We start from the raw sequence: 18,151 nt of genomic DNA, 5'->3' as shown, positions 1-18,151 counted from the left end.
TCGCGGCATCGTCCTCGTTAGGGGCTATATAACTATCAGTGGTCTGTGCCTCCACGTTGTCGGGTATGCCGTCATCGTCACTGTCGATATCCAAGTGGTTCGGTATACCATCGTTATCGGTATCCAGAGGATCCGTTAAAGGATCATTGTCACCGTCAAGATTGGGATCTTCCTCCGTATCCAGGATACCATCATTATCATCGTCAAGATCTGCACTGTCCGGAACTCCGTCCCCGTCCGTATCAATTTCATTTTGACAAACAATCGGTTTCAAAAATAAAATCACTGCACTTTTCAAGTGCGAAGTTGTATAAAATTCAATTTGACTAGCTACTTCTTGAGATTCCCATGTAAATCTTTCATGCTCATCAACTAAGACATTGGTATTGTTATGTACAAAATAATTATTACCATTCATACCTGAAGTAAGACCATCTGCGAGTATGGTATTTGTAAATTCATAAACAACTCCATCTAAAGCAATAATACCATCAGTACTATTCCCTGCAACTAACTCAGAGTGTTTAGCCGTAATTTTAACAGGTACAGACCCCGTTATAGAAAATTTTATTTTCTTACCATTCTGAACCATGAACAACCCAGAATTAAACGTACTACCACCGGTCATACTAATCAAAACACTACCTTCCGGCAAACCCCATTTATAACTAACATCAACGTTATTTACAGCTAAAGTCCCATTATCAATACCATTTTGAACACCTAAATCCTGTGAACGAATTTCTTTGGAATCATGAACCGTGCAATCTACCTCACTTTTTATAGCGTTTGTGGATAACATACTAGGTAATTTTGCTTGACTACCAAATAAATTAATAACGCAGAAAACTGTAAGGAAAGTAGAATAGAAATAGTTAGTACTATTAAAGAAAAACTTATTAATTTTTAAAAAAGTAATTTTACCCATAAGTGTTAGTGTTTTACTAATCACCATGGCAAATGGTAGTGTTTTTAATGTTTTCGATAAGAAAGTGGGGCAGTCTTATTAAAACGTTGCTAAGATATATTAAAATGAATTCAACTCAAATTCTTTTTCGATTAACCCTCAAATTCAATAGGCAATCTGCATAAAAAATGGACAAATAGACGTTATTATTATTTACATTTCTTTTAAATACGATCAATCTAGCAATATGGATCATATTCATTAAAACAATTGTAAATAATATTCACATATCTTGTTTATAGTCTACATTGAAAACATCTTACTTAAATTATCACTACGCTTTCTTAAATGGTAAGAATCTATTTTATCTTATTTTTGCACAAATTTTTTATATGACCTTCAAACAAGAAATAGAACGAAGAAGAACCTTTGGTATCATTTCCCACCCCGATGCTGGTAAAACTACACTTACTGAAAAACTATTACTTTTTGGAGGTGCCATTCAAGAAGCGGGTGCCGTAAAAAACAATAAAATAAAAAAATCCGCGACCAGTGATTTCATGGAAATTGAAAGACAAAGAGGTATTTCTGTCGCAACCTCTGTTCTAGCCTTTAACTACAAGAACAAGAAAATTAACATTTTAGATACCCCAGGACACAAAGATTTTGCCGAAGATACTTTTAGAACCCTTACCGCTGTAGATAGTGTCATAGTTGTAATTGATGTTGCTAAAGGTGTAGAGGAACAAACGGTCAAACTAGTAGAAGTTTGTCGTATGCGAAAAATTCCAATGCTCGTATTCATCAATAAATTGGACAGAGAAGGTCAAGATGCTTTTGATTTATTGGATGAATTAGAACAAAAGCTTGGACTTTCCGTTACCCCGTTAAGTTTTCCTATTGGAATGGGCTATGATTTTAAAGGTATTTACAACATTTTTGAAAAGAATATTAATCTTTTTAGTGGGGATAGTAAAAAGAATATTGAAGAAACGATTGCTTTTGATGACGTTACCAATCCTGAACTGGACAAAATTATAGGAAGCAATGCCGCATCGGAATTAAGGGATAATCTTGAATTGGTATGGGGTGTGTATCCAAAATTCAACAAAGAACTATACCTAAAAGGTGACCAACAGCCAGTTTTCTTTGGATCCGCCCTTAATAATTTTGGAGTTCGGGAATTATTAGATTGTTTTATCCAAATTGCCCCTACACCACGTTCTAAAAATGCTGAAGAACGTTTGGTAGAAGCTAACGAAAAAGCTATGACCGGGTTCGTATTTAAAATACATGCAAACATGGATCCTAAACATAGAGACCGACTTGCATTTATTAAAATTGTATCGGGTACATTTGAAAGAAATAAACCTTACTTACATGTAAGACATGGTAAAAATTTAAAATTTTCAAGTCCTAATGCCTTTTTTGCAGAAAAAAAGGAAATAGTTGATATTTCTTATCCCGGTGATATTGTAGGTCTTCATGATACGGGTAATTTTAAAATTGGTGATACGTTAACCGAAGGCGAAACCTTACATTATAAAGGCATACCTAGTTTTTCACCAGAACATTTTAGATATATCAATAATGCTGATCCATTAAAATCTAAACAGCTAAATAAAGGAATAGACCAATTAATGGATGAGGGTGTCGCACAATTATTTACTTTAGAAATGAATGGCAGAAAAGTTATAGGTACCGTGGGTGCATTACAGTTTGAAGTTATCCAATACCGATTGGAACATGAATATGGTGCCAAATGTAGCTATGAAAATTTCAATGTATATAAGGCATGTTGGGTAGGAACCGAAAACAGAAAATCAGATGAATTCAAGGAATTTGAACGAGTTAAGCAAAAATTCCTTGCAAAGGACAAGAGAGGTCAATTGGTATTTTTAGCAGATTCTCAATTCTCCCTTCAAATGACCCAGCAAAAATATCCATCAGTAAAACTACATTTTACTTCAGAATTTGAATAAAAAAAGCCCAATTTTTAAATTGGGCTTTTTTTATGCTTCTCCTGTAGGACCAAAATTAATTGGTATTGAAGGTTGCTCATAATCCTTTATTGTTCCGTGTGCTTTCTCAAAACGTTGCACATTATCGTTTAAAGCTTTTAAAAACTTTTTAGCATGTTGAGGAGTCAAAATAATCCTACTTTTAACTTTTGCCTTTGGAGCTCCTGGCATCATACTAATAAAATCAACCACAAATTCAGAAACTGAATGATTAATAATAGCTAGATTAGAGTATATACCTTCTGCCATTTTTTCGTCCAACTCAATATTTATCTGCTTTTGATTTGGGTTCTTATGTTCACTCATGTTTATTTCATATTAAAAAAAATGACCCTCAAATTTTATTTGAGGGTCAGTATTATAATTAGAATCTTAATGCCTCTTTTCTGGCCATTATCTCATCATATTCTTCTTTGGACCCAACGATAATACTATCATAGTCTCGCATACCTGTACCAGCAGGAATCTTATGACCAACAATAACATTCTCCTTAAGACCTTCTAAAGTATCTACTTTTCCACTTACAGCGGCTTCATTTAATACCTTAGTCGTTTCTTGGAACGATGCAGCAGAAATAAATGATTTCGTCTGCAACGATGCTCTAGTGATACCTTGAAGGATTGGAGTTGCCGTTGCAGAAACTGCATCTCTTGCCTCAACCAATGCCTTATCTCCACGTCTTAACAACGAGTTTTCATCTCTTAACTCTCTTGGAGTTACAATTTGACCCGGTTTAAGATTGTCAGAATCACCAGCCTCCATTACTACTTTCTTACCAAAGATTTCATCATTTTCTTTAATGAAATCATCTTTATGAATCAATTGATTCTCTAAGAAGATAGTATCACCTGGATCTTGAATTCTTACTTTACGCATCATCTGTCTAACAACTACTTCAAAGTGCTTATCATTAATCTTCACCCCTTGCAGTCTATAAACTTCCTGAACTTCATTTACCAAGTACTGTTGTACAGCGGAAGGACCTTTTATTGCTAAAATATCTTCTGGTGTAATTGATCCATCTGACAATGGCATACCTGCTCTTACATAATCATTCTCCTGCACCAAGATCTGATTAGATAATTTCACAAGATATTTCTTAACCTCACCTAATTTAGATTCAATGATTATCTCTCTATTACCACGCTTTATTTTACCGAAAGAAACAACACCGTCAATTTCAGATACTACTGCTGGGTTAGATGGATTTCTAGCTTCAAACAATTCGGTAACTCTTGGAAGACCTCCTGTAATATCACCCGCTTTTGCAGATTTACGTGGAATCTTAACCAAAGTCTTACCTTCTTTAATCTTATCGCCATCATCAACCATTATATGAGAACCTACCGGTAGGTTGTAAGAACGTAATGTTTCACCTTTAGCATCTTGAATCAATAAAGTTGGTATCAACTTCTTGTTTCTAGATTCTGAAATTACTTTCTCTTGGAAACCTGTTTGCTCATCTATTTCAACTTGATAAGTAACACCTTGCTCAATATTCTCATAAGCAATTTTACCTGGAAATTCAGAAACGATTACCCCGTTATATGGATCCCAAGAACAAATTACATCGCCCTTTTCAACTTTAGCTCCATTTTCCACAAACAATTGAGACCCATAAGGAATATTGCTTGTACTCAGAGTAATACCGGTTTTGGCATCAACAACTTTAATCTCAGTTGTTCTAGAAATTACGATCTCTGCTGGTTTACCATCAGAACCTTCGCCTGTAACCGTTCTTAAATCTTCAATTTCAGCAATACCCGAGAATCTTACTTCTAATTTATTATCCTCAGAAATGTTACCTGCAATACCACCTACGTGGAATGTTCTAAGTGTAAGTTGTGTACCCGGCTCACCAATTGATTGTGCAGCCACAACACCAACAGCTTCACCTCTTTGTACCATTTTATTGGTTGAAAGGTTTCTACCGTAACATTTAGCACAAATACCTTTCTCAGCCTCACATGTAAGTGCAGAACGTACTTCTATTTTTTCAATAGGAGATGCTTCCACTCTCTTAACATCGGCTTCCATAATCTGTTGACCCGCTTGAAGAACCAATTCTTCTGTCATTGGGTTATATACATCATGTAGAGAAACACGACCTAAAATTCTTTCACCTAAGCTTTCAACAACTTCTTCATTCTTCTTAAGTGCCTGAACTTCCACCCCTCTTAATGTTTCACAATCTTCGGTATTAATAATAACATCCTGAGAAACATCAACAAGTCTTCTCGTTAAGTAACCAGCATCCGCAGTTTTCAATGCCGTATCCGCAAGTCCTTTACGTGCACCGTGTGTAGAAATAAAGTATTCCAAAATTGAAAGACCTTCCTTAAAGTTAGAAAGAATAGGGTTTTCAATAATTTCTCCACCACCAGCTGTCGATTTTTTAGGCTTGGCCATCAAACCACGCATACCTGTTAACTGACGAATTTGTTCCTTAGAACCCCTTGCACCAGAATCAAGCATCATATACACCGAGTTGAAACCTTGCTGATCCTCACGGATACGTTTCATAGCCAATTCCGTCAACATAGCATTAGTCGATGTCCATACATCAATAACCTGATTGTATCTCTCGTTATTGGTAATAAGACCCATGTTATAGTTAGCCATAATGCCATCAACCTGACCATTGGCCTCACCGATCATATCCATTTTTTCAGCCGGGATAATAATATCACCTAAACTAAAGGACAATCCACCTTTGAAGGCAAATTCATACCCCATAGTCTTAATCTTATCCAAGAAAGCTGCAGTTGCAGGAACACTTGTTACAGCTAAAATATCACCAATGATATTTCTTAATGCCTTCTTGTTCAATACTTGGTTAATATAACCCGCTTCCTCTGGTACGTTTTTATTAAATAAAACACGCCCAACAGTAGTAGGTATAATTTGATTAACCAATTCACCCTCCTCATTAAAATCCTTAGCCCTAACCTTAATACCAGCATTAAGATTTACTTTACCTTCATTAAAAGCTATCTCTACTTCTTCTGCAGAATAAAAAGTTAAACCTTCACCGATAATTGGAACTTCTGGAGTTGATTTACGCTCTTTGGTCATGTAATACAGACCCAAGACCATATCCTGTGATGGTACCGTAATCGGCGAACCATTAGCAGGGTTTAAAATGTTCTGAGAAGCAAGCATCAACAACTGTGCTTCTAGAATAGCCTCTGGTCCTAATGGTAAGTGAACCGCCATTTGATCCCCATCAAAATCCGCATTAAATGCAGTACATGCCAATGGGTGTAGACGAATTGCTTTACCTTCTATTAATTTAGGTTGGAAAGCTTGGATACCCAAACGGTGCAAAGTAGGGGCCCTGTTCAATAATACAGGATGACCTTTCAATACATTTTCCAAAATATCCCAAACTACAGGCTCTTTCTTATCTATAATTTTCTTAGCGGACTTAACTGTTTTTACAATACCTCTTTCAATCAATTTTCTGATTACAAAAGGCTTGTAAAGCTCAGCAGCCATGTCTTTTGGAAGACCACATTCGTATAAGTTCAACTCTGGTCCTACAACAATTACCGAACGAGCAGAATAATCTACACGCTTACCAAGTAAGTTTTGACGGAAACGACCTTGTTTACCTTTTAATGAATCTGAAAGAGATTTTAAAGGTCTATTAGATTCCGTTTTTACTGCAGACGCTTTCCTCGTATTATCGAACAAAGAATCTACCGCTTCTTGAAGCATACGTTTTTCATTACGTAAAATTACTTCAGGAGCCTTTATTTCAACCAATCTTTTTAAACGGTTATTACGAATAATTACCCTTCTATAAAGATCATTTAAATCTGATGTTGCAAAACGACCACCATCTAATGGTACTAATGGACGTAATTCTGGTGGAATCACCGGAATTACCTTCATAATCATCCATTCTGGTTCGTTTTCTCTATTTTCTTGAGATTCCCTAAGTGCCTCAACTACTTGCAAACGCTTTAAAGCTTCAGTTTTTCTCTGCTTTGAAGTCTCAGTATTTGCTTTGTGTCTTAACTCAAAAGAAAGTTCTTTAAGATTTATTCTACCCAACAAATCAATTAAACATTCTGCACCCATTTTAGCAATAAACTTATTAGGGTCAGTATCTTCTAAATATTGATTTTCTTGAGGAATAGTATCTAATATATTCAAGTACTCTTCTTCTGTCAAGAAATCCATTTTATTGATTTCTTCACCTTCAGGTCCTTTAGCGATACCTGGTTGTATTACTACGTAACGCTCGTAGTAAATAATCATATCCAATTTCTTGGAAGGTAAACCTAAAAGGTAACCTATTTTATTAGGTAAAGAACGGAAGTACCAAATATGAGCTACTGGTACCACCAAATTAATATGACCTACACGATCTCTACGAACTTTCTTTTCCGTTACCTCTACACCACAACGGTCACAAACGATACCACGGTAACGAATACGCTTGTATTTACCACAAGCACATTCATAATCCTTAACAGGACCAAAAATACGCTCACAGAACAAACCATCACGTTCTGGTTTGTGAGTTCTATAGTTAATTGTTTCCGGCTTTAAAACTTCACCTCTAGATTCTGCCAAAATAGATTCTGGAGAAGCTAAACCTATGGAAATTTTATCAAACCTTTTTACTTGGTTATTATCTTTTATTCTAGCCATAATAGCGTTCTGATAATGTTTTAATTTGTTTTACTTAATAGTCTTCAATACTAACTATTGAACTATTCTTCCAGTCTAATATCCAAACCTAGTCCCTTAAGTTCGTGCATTAAAACGTTGAAAGATTCTGGTAAACCAGGCTCTGGCATTGTTTCTCCTTTAACAATGGATTCATAAGTCTTAGCCCTTCCGATTACATCATCGGACTTAACTGTAAGTATCTCACGTAAAGTTGCAGATGCACCATAAGCTTCTAATGCCCAAACCTCCATTTCACCAAATCTCTGACCACCAAACTGAGCTTTACCACCCAATGGTTGTTGTGTAATTAGAGAGTATGGTCCAATTGAACGTGCGTGCATCTTATCATCTACCATGTGACCAAGTTTCAACATATAAATCACACCTACTGTTGCAGGTTGATCAAAACGTTGACCGGTTCCACCATCGAATAAGTAAGTATGTCCAAATCTTGGAATACCTGCGTCATCTGTATACTTGTTTATCTCCTCTAAAGTTGCCCCATCAAAAATTGGTGTAGCATATTTTCTTCCAAGCTTAAGACCAGCCCAACCTAAAACTGTTTCATAGATTTGACCAATATTCATACGAGAAGGTACACCTAACGGATTCAAAACAATATCAACTGGTGTTCCATCTTCCAAGAAAGGCATGTCTTCGTGACGAACAATTCTTGAAACAATACCTTTGTTACCATGACGACCTGCCATTTTATCACCAACTTTAAGCTTACGCTTTTTGGCGATATACACCTTAGCAAGTTTCATAATACCAGCAGGCAATTCATCTCCAACAGATATAGTAAACTTATCTCTTCTTAAGTTACCTTGTAAATCGTTAAGCTTAATCTTATAGTTATGAAGAAGATCAGCTACCAATGCATTAGTATCTGCATCCGTTGTCCAACTACCACCTACTAAGTGAGCAAAATCATCAACAGAATTCAACATTTTCATTGAATACTTCTTACCCTTAGGTAATACTTCTTCACCTAAATCATTAAGAACACCTTGAGAGGTCTTACCATTTACTATAGTAAATAATTTCTCAACAAGAATATCTTTTAATTCTTGGAATTTTACTTCGTATTCCAATTCTAATTTAGATAGTTCTTCTTTATCTTCAGAACGTTTTCTCTTATCCTTTACTGATCTAGAGAATAATTTCTTATCAATAACAACACCTCTTAAAGAAGGTGATGCTTTTAATGAAGCATCTTTTACATCACCAGCTTTGTCACCAAATATGGCACGTAATAATTTTTCTTCAGGAGTTGGATCAGACTCACCTTTTGGTGTAATCTTACCAATTAGAATATCACCGGGCTTAACCTCTGCACCTATTCTGATCATACCATTTTCATCCAAGTCTTTTGTAGCCTCTTCAGAAACGTTAGGTATATCATGTGTAAGTTCTTCCGCTCCTAATTTAGTATCCCTAACTTCCAGAGAATACTCATCAACATGAATAGATGTAAAAATATCTTCACGTACAACTTTCTCTGAAATTACAATTGCATCCTCAAAGTTATACCCCTTCCATGGCATAAATGCAACGGTTAAGTTTCTACCTAATGCTAATTCTCCTTTTTCAGTTGCATAACCTTCACAAAGAACTTGCCCTTTCTTTACCCTATCACCTACTTGTACAATTGGCTTCAAGTTAATGTTGGTGCCTTGGTTGGTTTTTCTAAACTTCACCAAGAAATAAGTCTTGCTATCTTCTTCAAAACTGATTAATCTTTCCTCATCAGTTCTATCATATTTGATAGTGATTTTTTGAGCATCAACATACTCAATAACCCCATCTCCTTCAGCATTGATCAATACTCTTGAATCTGAAGCAACTTGACGCTCAAGACCAGTACCAACAATTGGAGATTGTGGTTTTAATAAAGGAACTGCTTGACGCATCATGTTAGATCCCATCAAAGCCCTGTTTGCATCATCATGCTCCAAGAACGGAATCAAGGAAGCAGAAATTGAAGCAATTTGATTAGGAGCAACATCGGTATATTGAATTTCCGATGGATCCACAACTGGGAAATCACCTTCTTCCCTTGCAATTACTTTTTCCGCATCTATAGTACCATCTTCCTTCATTGGAATGTTAGCCTGAGCTATTTTCATTCCTTCTTCTTCCTCAGCACTTAAATAAGTATAGTTTTTGTAGTCTACTACTGAATTCTCTACTTTTCTATAAGGAGTTTCCAAGAAGCCCATTGGGTTTACTTTAGCAAACACCGACAATGATGATATCAAACCAATGTTTGGACCTTCAGGAGTTTCAATAGGACATAAACGACCGTAGTGTGTATAGTGAACATCACGAACCTCAAAACCTGCACGCTCTCTTGATAAACCACCTGGACCTAATGCCGATAATCTTCTTTTGTGCGTAATCTCTGCCAATGGATTCGTTTGATCCATAAATTGAGACAATTGGTTCGTACCAAAGAAAGAATTAATTACTGAAGACAACGTCTTAGCATTAATCAAATCAATTGGTGTAAATACTTCATTATCACGAACGTTCATACGCTCACGTATTGTTCTTGCCATACGCGCAAGACCAACACCAAACTGAGAAGATAATTGTTCACCTACAGTTCTTACACGACGGTTAGATAAGTGATCAATATCATCAATTTCAGCTTTTGAGTTTATTAACTCAATTAAATATTTTATAATAGTTATGATATCTTCTTTAGTCAAGACTTGCTTGTCCATTCCAATATCCAACTGTAATTTTTTGTTCATTCTATAACGACCAACTTCACCTAAGTTATAACGTTGATCAGAAAAGAATAATTTATCAATAATACCACGTGCCGTTTCCTCATCTGGTGGCTCCGCATTACGTAATTGACGATAGATATGCTCAACCGCTTCTTTTTCAGAATTAGTTGGATCCTTCTGTAGTGTATTATGAATTATAGCATAATCTGACTGAGCATTATTCTCTTTATGTAAAAGAATAGTTTTTACATCGGCATCAATAATTTCAGCTATGTGTTCCTTTTCTAAAATAGTATCACGGTCAAGAACAATCTCATTACGCTCAATAGATACTACTTCACCAGTATCCTCATCAACAAAATCCTCATGCCAAGTGTTCAATACTCTTGCCGCTAATTTACGACCTAGTACTTTTTTAAGACCGGCATTAGAAACCTTCACCTCTTCAGAAAGGTCGAAAATCTCTAATATATCCTTATCACGTTCAAAGCCAATAGCTCTAAACAAAGTAGTAACCGGTAATTTTTTCTTTCTATCGATATAAGCATACATTACGCCGTTGATATCGGTAGCAAATTCTATCCAAGATCCTTTAAAAGGAATTACTCTTGCAGAATATAATTTTGTCCCGTTTGCATGGAAAGACTGACCAAAGAAAACCCCTGGAGATCTATGCAATTGAGAAACTACAACTCTCTCAGCACCATTGATAACAAAAGTACCACTAGGTGTCATGTAAGGAATTGTACCTAAATAAACATCTTGTACAATAGTTTCAAAGTCTTCATGCTCTGGGTCTGTACAATATAATTTTAAACGAGCTTTTAAGGGAACGCTATAAGTAAGACCACGCTCTATACATTCTTGGATAGAATATCTAGGTGGGTCTATGAAATAATCAAGGAATTCCAATACAAACTGATTTCTGGTATCAGTAATTGGGAAATTTTCCATGAAGGTGTTATAAAGACCTTCATTACCTCTTTCATCTGATTTAGTCTCAAGTTGAAAAAAGTCTTGGAAAGATTTAATCTGAATATCTAAGAAATCCGGATAGTCCGGTGTGTTTCTTGCAGAAGCAAAGCTTATTCTTTCAGTATTATTTGTGAACATCTACGGACAGTGTTTTGATCGTGAGTACTAGTTGGGTTGTATACTTCTTAATATACCTAATTCTATAAAAAGGCTTAGGTCTAAACGCAAAAAGCGCAAAGACCTAAACCAAAAATAATATGGTTGTTGCTATTATTTAAGCTCAACTTCTGCTCCAGCTTCTTCCAATGATTTTTTGATACCTTCAGCTTCGTCTTTAGTAACACCTTCTTTAACAGCTTTTGGTGCGCTATCAACGATATCTTTAGCATCTTTTAATCCTAAACCAGTTAATTCCTTAACTAATTTTACAACTGCTAACTTAGAAGCACCTGCTGCTTTCAAAATAACATCGAATTCAGTTTTTTCCTCTGCTGCTTCACCAGCTTCACCACCACCACCGGCAGCTACCGCTACTGCTGCTGCTGCAGGCTCAATACCGTACTCTTCTTTTAATATATCAGCTAACTCGTTTACTTCTTTAACTGTCAAGTTAACTAATTGTTCTGCGAAATCTTTTAAATCTGCCATTTTCTATCGTTTAATAAAATTTTTAAAATATACTTAGTTTATTGTGCGTACTTATTTTTCAGATAATGTTTTAAGGATACCAGCGATTTTACCACCACCAGATTTAAGTCCAGAAATAACATTTTTGGCTGGAGATTGTAACAATCCAATAATCTCACCAATCATCTCTTCTTTAGACTTAATGCTTACTAACGCATCCAAGTTCTCATCACCTATGTAAATTGCTTCTTCAACAAAAGCTCCTTTTAATAAAGGTTTATTAGATTTTTTTCTAAAATTCTTTATCAATTTTGCCGGAGCGTTGGCTACATCTGAAAACATTAAAGAAGTATTTCCTTTTAACGTTTCAGGTAATTCACCAAATTCTTTTTCAGAAGCCTCCATTGCTTTAGCAAGCAATGTGTTTTTAACTACAGCCAGTCTAATATTAGCTTTGAAACAAGCTCTTCTTAAATCAGAAGTTGTACCTGCATCTAAACCAGAAATATCAGCCACATAAATAGTGGCACTATCTGCCAACTGCGTAGTCAAATCTTTTATAACCGTTGCTTTTTCTTCTCTTGTCATACTATTAATTTTTAACTACCAGCTGTTAAACTGACTTTGGATCTAATTGCAAACTAGGACTCATAGTGCTAGACATGAAAATAGTTTTCATGTAAACACCTTTTGCCGCAGTTGGCTTCATCTTATTCAAAGTATCTAACAACTCCTTAGCATTATCCGCTATTTTATCAGCAGAAAAAGAAGCTTTACCTATCGCAGCATGTACGATACCTGTTTTATCAACTTTAAAATCTATTTTACCTGCTTTAACTTCAGATACAGCTTTTGCTACATCCATAGTTACAGTACCTGTTTTTGGATTAGGCATTAAACCTCTAGGCCCTAATACACGACCTAACGGTCCTAATTTACCCATTACGCTTGGCATTGTGATAATTACATCAACATCTGTCCAACCGCCTTTAATTTTTTCCAAATACTCATCTAACCCAACATAATCAGCACCTGCTTCTTGAGCCTCCGCTTCTTTATCTGGGGTTACCAAAGCCAAAACCTTTACATCTTTACCAGTTCCATGAGGTAATGTTACCACACCACGAACCATTTGATTAGCTTTTCTTGGATCCACACCCAAACGAACCGCTAAATCTACTGATGCATCAAACTTTGTATTGGTAATTTCTTTTATTAAAGCAGAAGCTTCTGTAACAGAGTATAGTTTATCTTTCTCTATTTTAGAATGCGCCTCCTTTTGCTTCTTCGTTAACTTTGCCATTTAATTACTTTTAAGATTTTAAAAAGGTCTTTTACCAGCTACCTTCATACCCATTGAACGTGCAGTACCAGCAATCATACTCATTGCCGATTCAACTGTAAACGCATTAAGGTCAACCATTTTATCTTCGGCTATCGCCTTGATTTGGTCCCAGGTAACACTACCTAATTTTACTCTGTTAGGTTCGCCAGATCCTTTTTTAATCTTAGCCGCTTCCAATAGCTGAATTGCCGCCGGTGGTGTTTTTACAACGAAGTCGAAAGACTTATCTTTGTAAACGGTGATAACAACTGGTAATACTTTACCTGGTTTATCCTGCGTACGAGCGTTGAACTGCTTACAGAATTCCATAATGTTAACACCAGCAGCACCTAAGGCGGGTCCAACCGGTGGCGATGGATTCGCTGCACCTCCCCTAACTTGTAGTTTAACTACTTTACCTACTTCTTTTGCCATTGTTTAAAATTAAATTAAAAGCGTGTTTACGGAAGCAACACTACTTTAATTATATGTATGTAACACTTAATCTAAATACTTAAATCTTCTCTACTTGCATATAGCTAAGCTCCAATGGTGTTTTTCTACCAAAAATCTTAACCATAACCTCTAGCTTGCGTTTTTCTTCATTAATTTTCTCAACAGTTCCATTGAAGCCATTAAAAGGACCATCAATTACCTTAACCGTTTCACCAAAAACAAATGGAATTGCAACACTATCTGTATTCACAGCTAACTCATCTACTTTACCAAGCATACGGTTAACCTCATTTTTTCTCAAAGGAACAGGATCCCCCCCTTTAGTTTCCCCTAAAAACCCAATAACATTGGTTATTGAACGTATGATATGCACCATCTCCCCACCTAAATTAGCTTTGATCATGATATACCCAGGAAAATACACCCTTTCTTTATTAATTTTCTTGCCGTTTCTAATCTGAACTACCTTTTCAGTAGGAACAAGAACATCCTCTAAATAGTCTGAAAAACCATGACGCTCTACTTCACTTTCAATGTATCCTTTGATTTTATTCTCTTGACCACTTACAGCTCGTACAACGTACCATTTTTTCTCTAAAACCTCTGACATAGTCCTATTAGTTTAAAACGTAGTTGAAATATGCTTTTATCACTTTACTAAAGACCGTATCCACACCCCAAGTAGCCAAAGCAAAAAGGATAGAAAACACAGCTACAACAACCATCAAATTAGATGATTCTGCACGTGAAGGAAGAGTAACATTATTCCTTAACTCTTCAACGGATTCTTTTATATATGTGAACATTTAAATACTGTTTTACAATTTCAACAAATAGGATTATTCATCCAAATTCTATTGTGCACGGGAGGAGAGACTCGAACTCCCGACACCTGGTTTTGGAGACCAGTGCTCTACCAACTGAGCTACACCCGTATGAACGGTGAACCAAATCACCAATTCTATTATTTGCATGTAAAGGTGTCCCGCTTGAGCAGAACACCCTTATACACAATACTCTTTTAAGACTAAATTAATCTATAATCTTAGTAACCTGACCAGCACCTACTGTTCTACCACCTTCACGGATAGCGAAACGCAAACCTACGCTTAATGCGATTGGCTGAATCAACTCAACTGTAATCGTAAGGTTATCACCTGGCATTACCATTTCAACTCCAGAAGGTAAAGAAATGTTACCTGTTACGTCAGTAGTTCTTACGTAGAACTGTGGACGATAGTTATTATGGAATGGTGTGTGACGACCACCTTCTTCTTTTTTCAATACGTAAACCTCAGCTTCAAATTTAGCATGTGGCTTTACAGAACCCGGCTTACAGATTACCATTCCACGGCTAATTTGAGATTTTTCAATACCTCTTAACAAGATACCTACGTTATCACCAGCTTCACCTCTATCTAATATTTTACGGAACATTTCAACCCCAGTAATAGTAGAGTTCAATTTCTCAGCACCCATACCAATAATCTCAACAGGATCACCAGTGTTTGCAATACCAGTTTCTATACGACCAGTAGCAACAGTACCACGACCAGTAATAGTAAATACATCTTCAACTGGCATTAAGAAATCCTTATCAACATCTCTAGCAGGAAGTTCGATCCAGTTATCAACAGCTTCCATCAACTCCATAACCGTATCAACCCATTTTTGCTCACCGTTCAATGCACCTAATGCAGAACCAGCGATCACAGGACCATTATCACCATCATACTCATAGAAAGAAAGTAATTCTCTTACTTCCATCTCTACCAATTCGATCAACTCAGCATCATCAACCATATCCACTTTGTTCATGAATACAACGATTCTTGGAATACCTACCTGACGACCTAAAAGGATGTGCTCACGAGTTTGAGGCATAGGACCATCCGTAGCAGCAACAACCAAAATAGCACCGTCCATCTGAGCAGCACCAGTAACCATGTTCTTTACATAATCCGCGTGACCAGGACAGTCAACGTGTGCATAGTGACGGTTAGCTGTAGAATACTCTACGTGAGAAGTGTTAATTGTAATACCTCTTTCTTTTTCCTCAGGAGCGTTATCGATAGAATCGAAACTTCTCAATTCAGAAAGACCTGCATTTGCCAAAACAGTAGTAATAGCAGCAGTCAATGTAGTTTTACCGTGATCCACGTGTCCAATAGTACCTATATTTAAGTGCGGTTTGGAACGATCGAAAGTTTCCTTTGCCATGTTTAATGTATTTTAATCTTAGTTTATATTAGTGTACAAATTTATACCTTAATTGAGCCAATGACGAGATTTGAACTCGTGACCTCTTCCTTACCAAGGAAACGCTCTACCCCTGAGCTACACCGGCGTAAAGTGTTGAATCTACCAAATAGCAGATTCCTGCCTTCGCAGGAATGACATTTCTGTCAAAATTTATAGAGCGGGAGACCGGGTTCGAACCGGCGACATTCAGCTTGGAAGGCTGACGCTCTACCAACTGAGCTACTCCCGCTTATAATATTACAATATTTCAATAAAATCCTTCAAGTAAAAAGTTTTGTGGGGAGAGCAGGATTCGAACCTGCGAAGACGTAGTCAGCAGATTTACAGTCTGCCCTCGTTGGCCGCTTGAGTATCTCCCCTCAAACTATTATTTTAAAGAACTTAAGAGCCGATGGAGGGACTCGAACCCACGACCTGCTGATTACAAATCAGCTGCTCTAGCCAGCTGAGCTACATCGGCTTATTTCACGACTTTTTCTGTCATAAAAAAGCCCGCTATTTCTAACGGACTGCAAATGTATAGTATTTTTTATTTATTCAAAACAAATTTTGAAAAATTTTTCTCAAACTTGTAATCTTAATTTCTGCTTTTGTTTTATTAGCCTGCGTTCCAGCGAACTACAAGCTGAATCCACAGCCTCCTCAAACGACTTACATTGCTTTTTTACCACAAATTTATCTTTAGGTACAGAAATTTTAATCTCAACTATCTTATTCTCCTTTGCACTTGTATTTTCCACTTTCATATAAACATCAGAGCTAATTACCTTAGAATAAAAGGTTTCCACCTTATCAAGTCTGTTTTGAAGAAAATTTATCAATTTTCTGTCTGCATTAAAATTTACCGATTGCGTATTTACTTTCATAGTCAGGAAATTTATAGGCCTTAAGAATTTAGCCAGATTAAACATTTATTTTTTATTTCCCCTTGGATGAGCTTTAGCATGCACTTTCTTTAATTCAGAAATACTATTATGCGTATACACCTGGGTTGATGCCAGACTAGAATGACCCAATAATTCTTTGACCGCATTTAAATCTGCACCTTTATTCAAAAGATGTGTTGCAAACGTATGCCTAAGAATATGCGGACTCGTTTTCACCTTTGAGGAAACCTCTCTAAAATACTTTTTTATTAATCTATAAACAAGTGTTTCATATAATTTATTACCTGACAAAGTCAAAAACATATATGAACCGTCATTAATTTCCTTTAAACCCTTTCTGTTATCCAAATAAATCTTAAACTTTTCCTTTGTTTCTAAAAGCATTGGCACAAGCCGTTCTTTATTTCTTTTACCCAGCACCTTTATGGTCATATTCGCAAAATCTACATCTGACACTTTTAAAGAAATAACCTCTGCCCTACGCATACCGGTAACATAAAGAACATGTATTAATAATTCATCCCGCACCCCTTCAAAATCATCAGCATATTCAATTTCAGATAATACTTTCTCCATCTCAAGCTCAGAAAAAGGAATCTCTATCTTTTTTGCGGTCTTTAATGCTCTGTGCATACTCAAAGGACTAACAGTAGTCACATCAATTTTTTGAAGGAATTTAAAATACGCTTTCAATGATGAAATTTTCCTATTTATTGTCCTATTATCATTCTGCTTTTCAGACAATTCTACTATCCAATGACGAATTAAAACATATTCTACCGTATCAATATCTTCAATCTCATAATTGGCCCCACAAAAACTCTTAAACTCTAGAACATCATTTTGGTACGCCTTAACCGTATGTGCAGAGTATTTTTTCTCTAATGTGAGGTATGATATAAATTGTGATAAATACATTACCTAAAGGTATCAAAGTTTTAAATTACTTGATTATGGAGCAAAAAAAATCCCGCAAATTGCGGGATTTTTATTTTCTAAAACAAAGCCTAAACTTCTTCTTGATCCCTTAGACCTTGAATATATTCTGCTTTTTGTATCTGTGCTCTACGCTCAACTGAAGGTTTTGTGAACTGTTGACGCTTACGCAACTGTCTCATTGTACCTGTCTTATCAAACTTACGCTTGAAACGCTTTAAAGCTCTATCGATGTTTTCTCCTTCTTTTACTGGTATTATTAACATGGGCTACAACCTCCTTTCTTTATGATTAAGGCTGCAAATATACTAACTATATTTAAATGGGCAACCTT

14 protein-coding genes, 5 tRNA genes and 1 pseudogene are annotated in these 18,151 nt (G+C 36.1%); 1 reads left to right on the top strand and 19 read right to left on the bottom strand.

Annotation, left to right across the window (positions count from 1 at the left end):
* Nucleotides 1-802 (bottom strand): annotated as a pseudogene (locus tag I600_RS19520) (hypothetical protein); the annotation flags it as partial.
* Nucleotides 803-1,299: 497 nt separating this feature from the next.
* Between I600_RS19520 and I600_RS18265 the strand changes: the two are divergent.
* Nucleotides 1,300-2,889, top strand: a complete 1,590-nt coding sequence (locus I600_RS18265; RefSeq protein WP_058106009.1) for a peptide chain release factor 3 — start codon at nt 1,300-1,302, stop codon at nt 2,887-2,889.
* Between the two features lie 30 nt (nt 2,890-2,919).
* On the opposite strand, the gene I600_RS18260 is transcribed toward I600_RS18265, so the two are convergent.
* The 18 genes from I600_RS18260 to rpsU form a co-directional block, all read right to left on the bottom strand.
* A complete protein-coding gene (locus I600_RS18260) occupies nt 2,920-3,234 on the bottom strand; it encodes a DUF3467 domain-containing protein (protein WP_058106008.1) in 315 nt (104 codons plus the stop codon).
* Nucleotides 3,235-3,292: 58 nt separating this feature from the next.
* On the bottom strand, nt 3,293-7,591 hold the full coding sequence (rpoC, locus tag I600_RS18255; protein ID WP_058106007.1) for a DNA-directed RNA polymerase subunit beta': 4,299 nt from the start codon (nt 7,589-7,591) through the stop codon (nt 3,293-3,295).
* Between the two features lie 62 nt (nt 7,592-7,653).
* On the bottom strand, nt 7,654-11,463 hold the full coding sequence (rpoB, locus tag I600_RS18250) for a DNA-directed RNA polymerase subunit beta (RefSeq protein ID WP_058106006.1): 3,810 nt from the start codon (nt 11,461-11,463) through the stop codon (nt 7,654-7,656).
* Nucleotides 11,464-11,595: 132 nt separating this feature from the next.
* Nucleotides 11,596-11,973: a 50S ribosomal protein L7/L12 gene (gene rplL / locus I600_RS18245; protein ID WP_058106005.1), complete on the bottom strand. Its 378-nt coding sequence runs from the start codon at nt 11,971-11,973 to the stop codon at nt 11,596-11,598.
* A 51-nt stretch (nt 11,974-12,024) separates the two neighbouring features.
* On the bottom strand, nt 12,025-12,540 hold the full coding sequence (gene rplJ / locus I600_RS18240) for a 50S ribosomal protein L10 (protein WP_058106004.1): 516 nt from the start codon (nt 12,538-12,540) through the stop codon (nt 12,025-12,027).
* 25 nt (nt 12,541-12,565) lie between these two features.
* The gene (gene rplA / locus I600_RS18235; protein WP_058106003.1) at nt 12,566-13,255 is read right to left on the bottom strand and encodes a 50S ribosomal protein L1; all 690 of its coding nucleotides are present in this window, start codon (nt 13,253-13,255) and stop codon (nt 12,566-12,568) included.
* Between the two features lie 18 nt (nt 13,256-13,273).
* The gene (gene rplK / locus I600_RS18230) at nt 13,274-13,711 is read right to left on the bottom strand and encodes a 50S ribosomal protein L11 (protein ID WP_058106002.1); all 438 of its coding nucleotides are present in this window, start codon (nt 13,709-13,711) and stop codon (nt 13,274-13,276) included.
* Nucleotides 13,712-13,790: 79 nt separating this feature from the next.
* Nucleotides 13,791-14,342 carry a transcription termination/antitermination protein NusG gene (gene nusG, locus I600_RS18225; protein ID WP_058106001.1) on the bottom strand — a complete coding sequence of 184 codons (552 nt, stop codon included), beginning with the start codon at nt 14,340-14,342 and terminating at the stop codon, nt 13,791-13,793.
* 7 nt (nt 14,343-14,349) lie between these two features.
* Nucleotides 14,350-14,538, bottom strand: coding sequence for a preprotein translocase subunit SecE (secE, locus tag I600_RS18220; protein WP_058106000.1), 189 nt, complete (start codon nt 14,536-14,538; stop codon nt 14,350-14,352).
* 56 nt (nt 14,539-14,594) lie between these two features.
* Nucleotides 14,595-14,667, bottom strand: a tRNA-Trp gene (locus tag I600_RS18215).
* Between the two features lie 97 nt (nt 14,668-14,764).
* Complete coding sequence (gene tuf, locus I600_RS18210; protein WP_058105999.1) at nt 14,765-15,952, bottom strand: elongation factor Tu; 1,188 nt, start codon at nt 15,950-15,952, stop codon at nt 14,765-14,767.
* 55 nt (nt 15,953-16,007) lie between these two features.
* Nucleotides 16,008-16,079 (bottom strand) — tRNA-Thr (locus tag I600_RS18205).
* Between the two features lie 71 nt (nt 16,080-16,150).
* Nucleotides 16,151-16,223: transfer RNA gene (locus I600_RS18200), tRNA-Gly, on the bottom strand.
* Between the two features lie 48 nt (nt 16,224-16,271).
* Nucleotides 16,272-16,353 (bottom strand) — tRNA-Tyr (locus I600_RS18195).
* A gap of 27 nt (nt 16,354-16,380) precedes the next feature.
* Nucleotides 16,381-16,454 (bottom strand) — tRNA-Thr (locus I600_RS18190).
* A 103-nt stretch (nt 16,455-16,557) separates the two neighbouring features.
* A complete protein-coding gene (gene hpf, locus I600_RS18185; RefSeq protein ID WP_058105998.1) occupies nt 16,558-16,860 on the bottom strand; it encodes a ribosome hibernation-promoting factor, HPF/YfiA family in 303 nt (100 codons plus the stop codon).
* 45 nt (nt 16,861-16,905) lie between these two features.
* Entirely contained in the window at nt 16,906-17,799 is an 894-nt protein-coding gene (locus I600_RS18180) for a tyrosine-type recombinase/integrase (RefSeq protein ID WP_058105997.1), read from the bottom strand.
* A gap of 89 nt (nt 17,800-17,888) precedes the next feature.
* Nucleotides 17,889-18,083 (bottom strand): 30S ribosomal protein S21, encoded by a 195-nt coding sequence (gene rpsU, locus I600_RS18175; RefSeq protein WP_058105996.1) that lies wholly within the window; start codon nt 18,081-18,083, stop codon nt 17,889-17,891.
* Nucleotides 18,084-18,151: the final 68 nt, after the last annotated feature.

The sequence above is a fragment of the Maribacter dokdonensis DSW-8 genome (genome assembly GCF_001447995.1).
Classification (GTDB): domain Bacteria; phylum Bacteroidota; class Bacteroidia; order Flavobacteriales; family Flavobacteriaceae; genus Maribacter; species Maribacter dokdonensis.
This window is presented reverse-complemented; position numbering and strand designations above follow the sequence as displayed.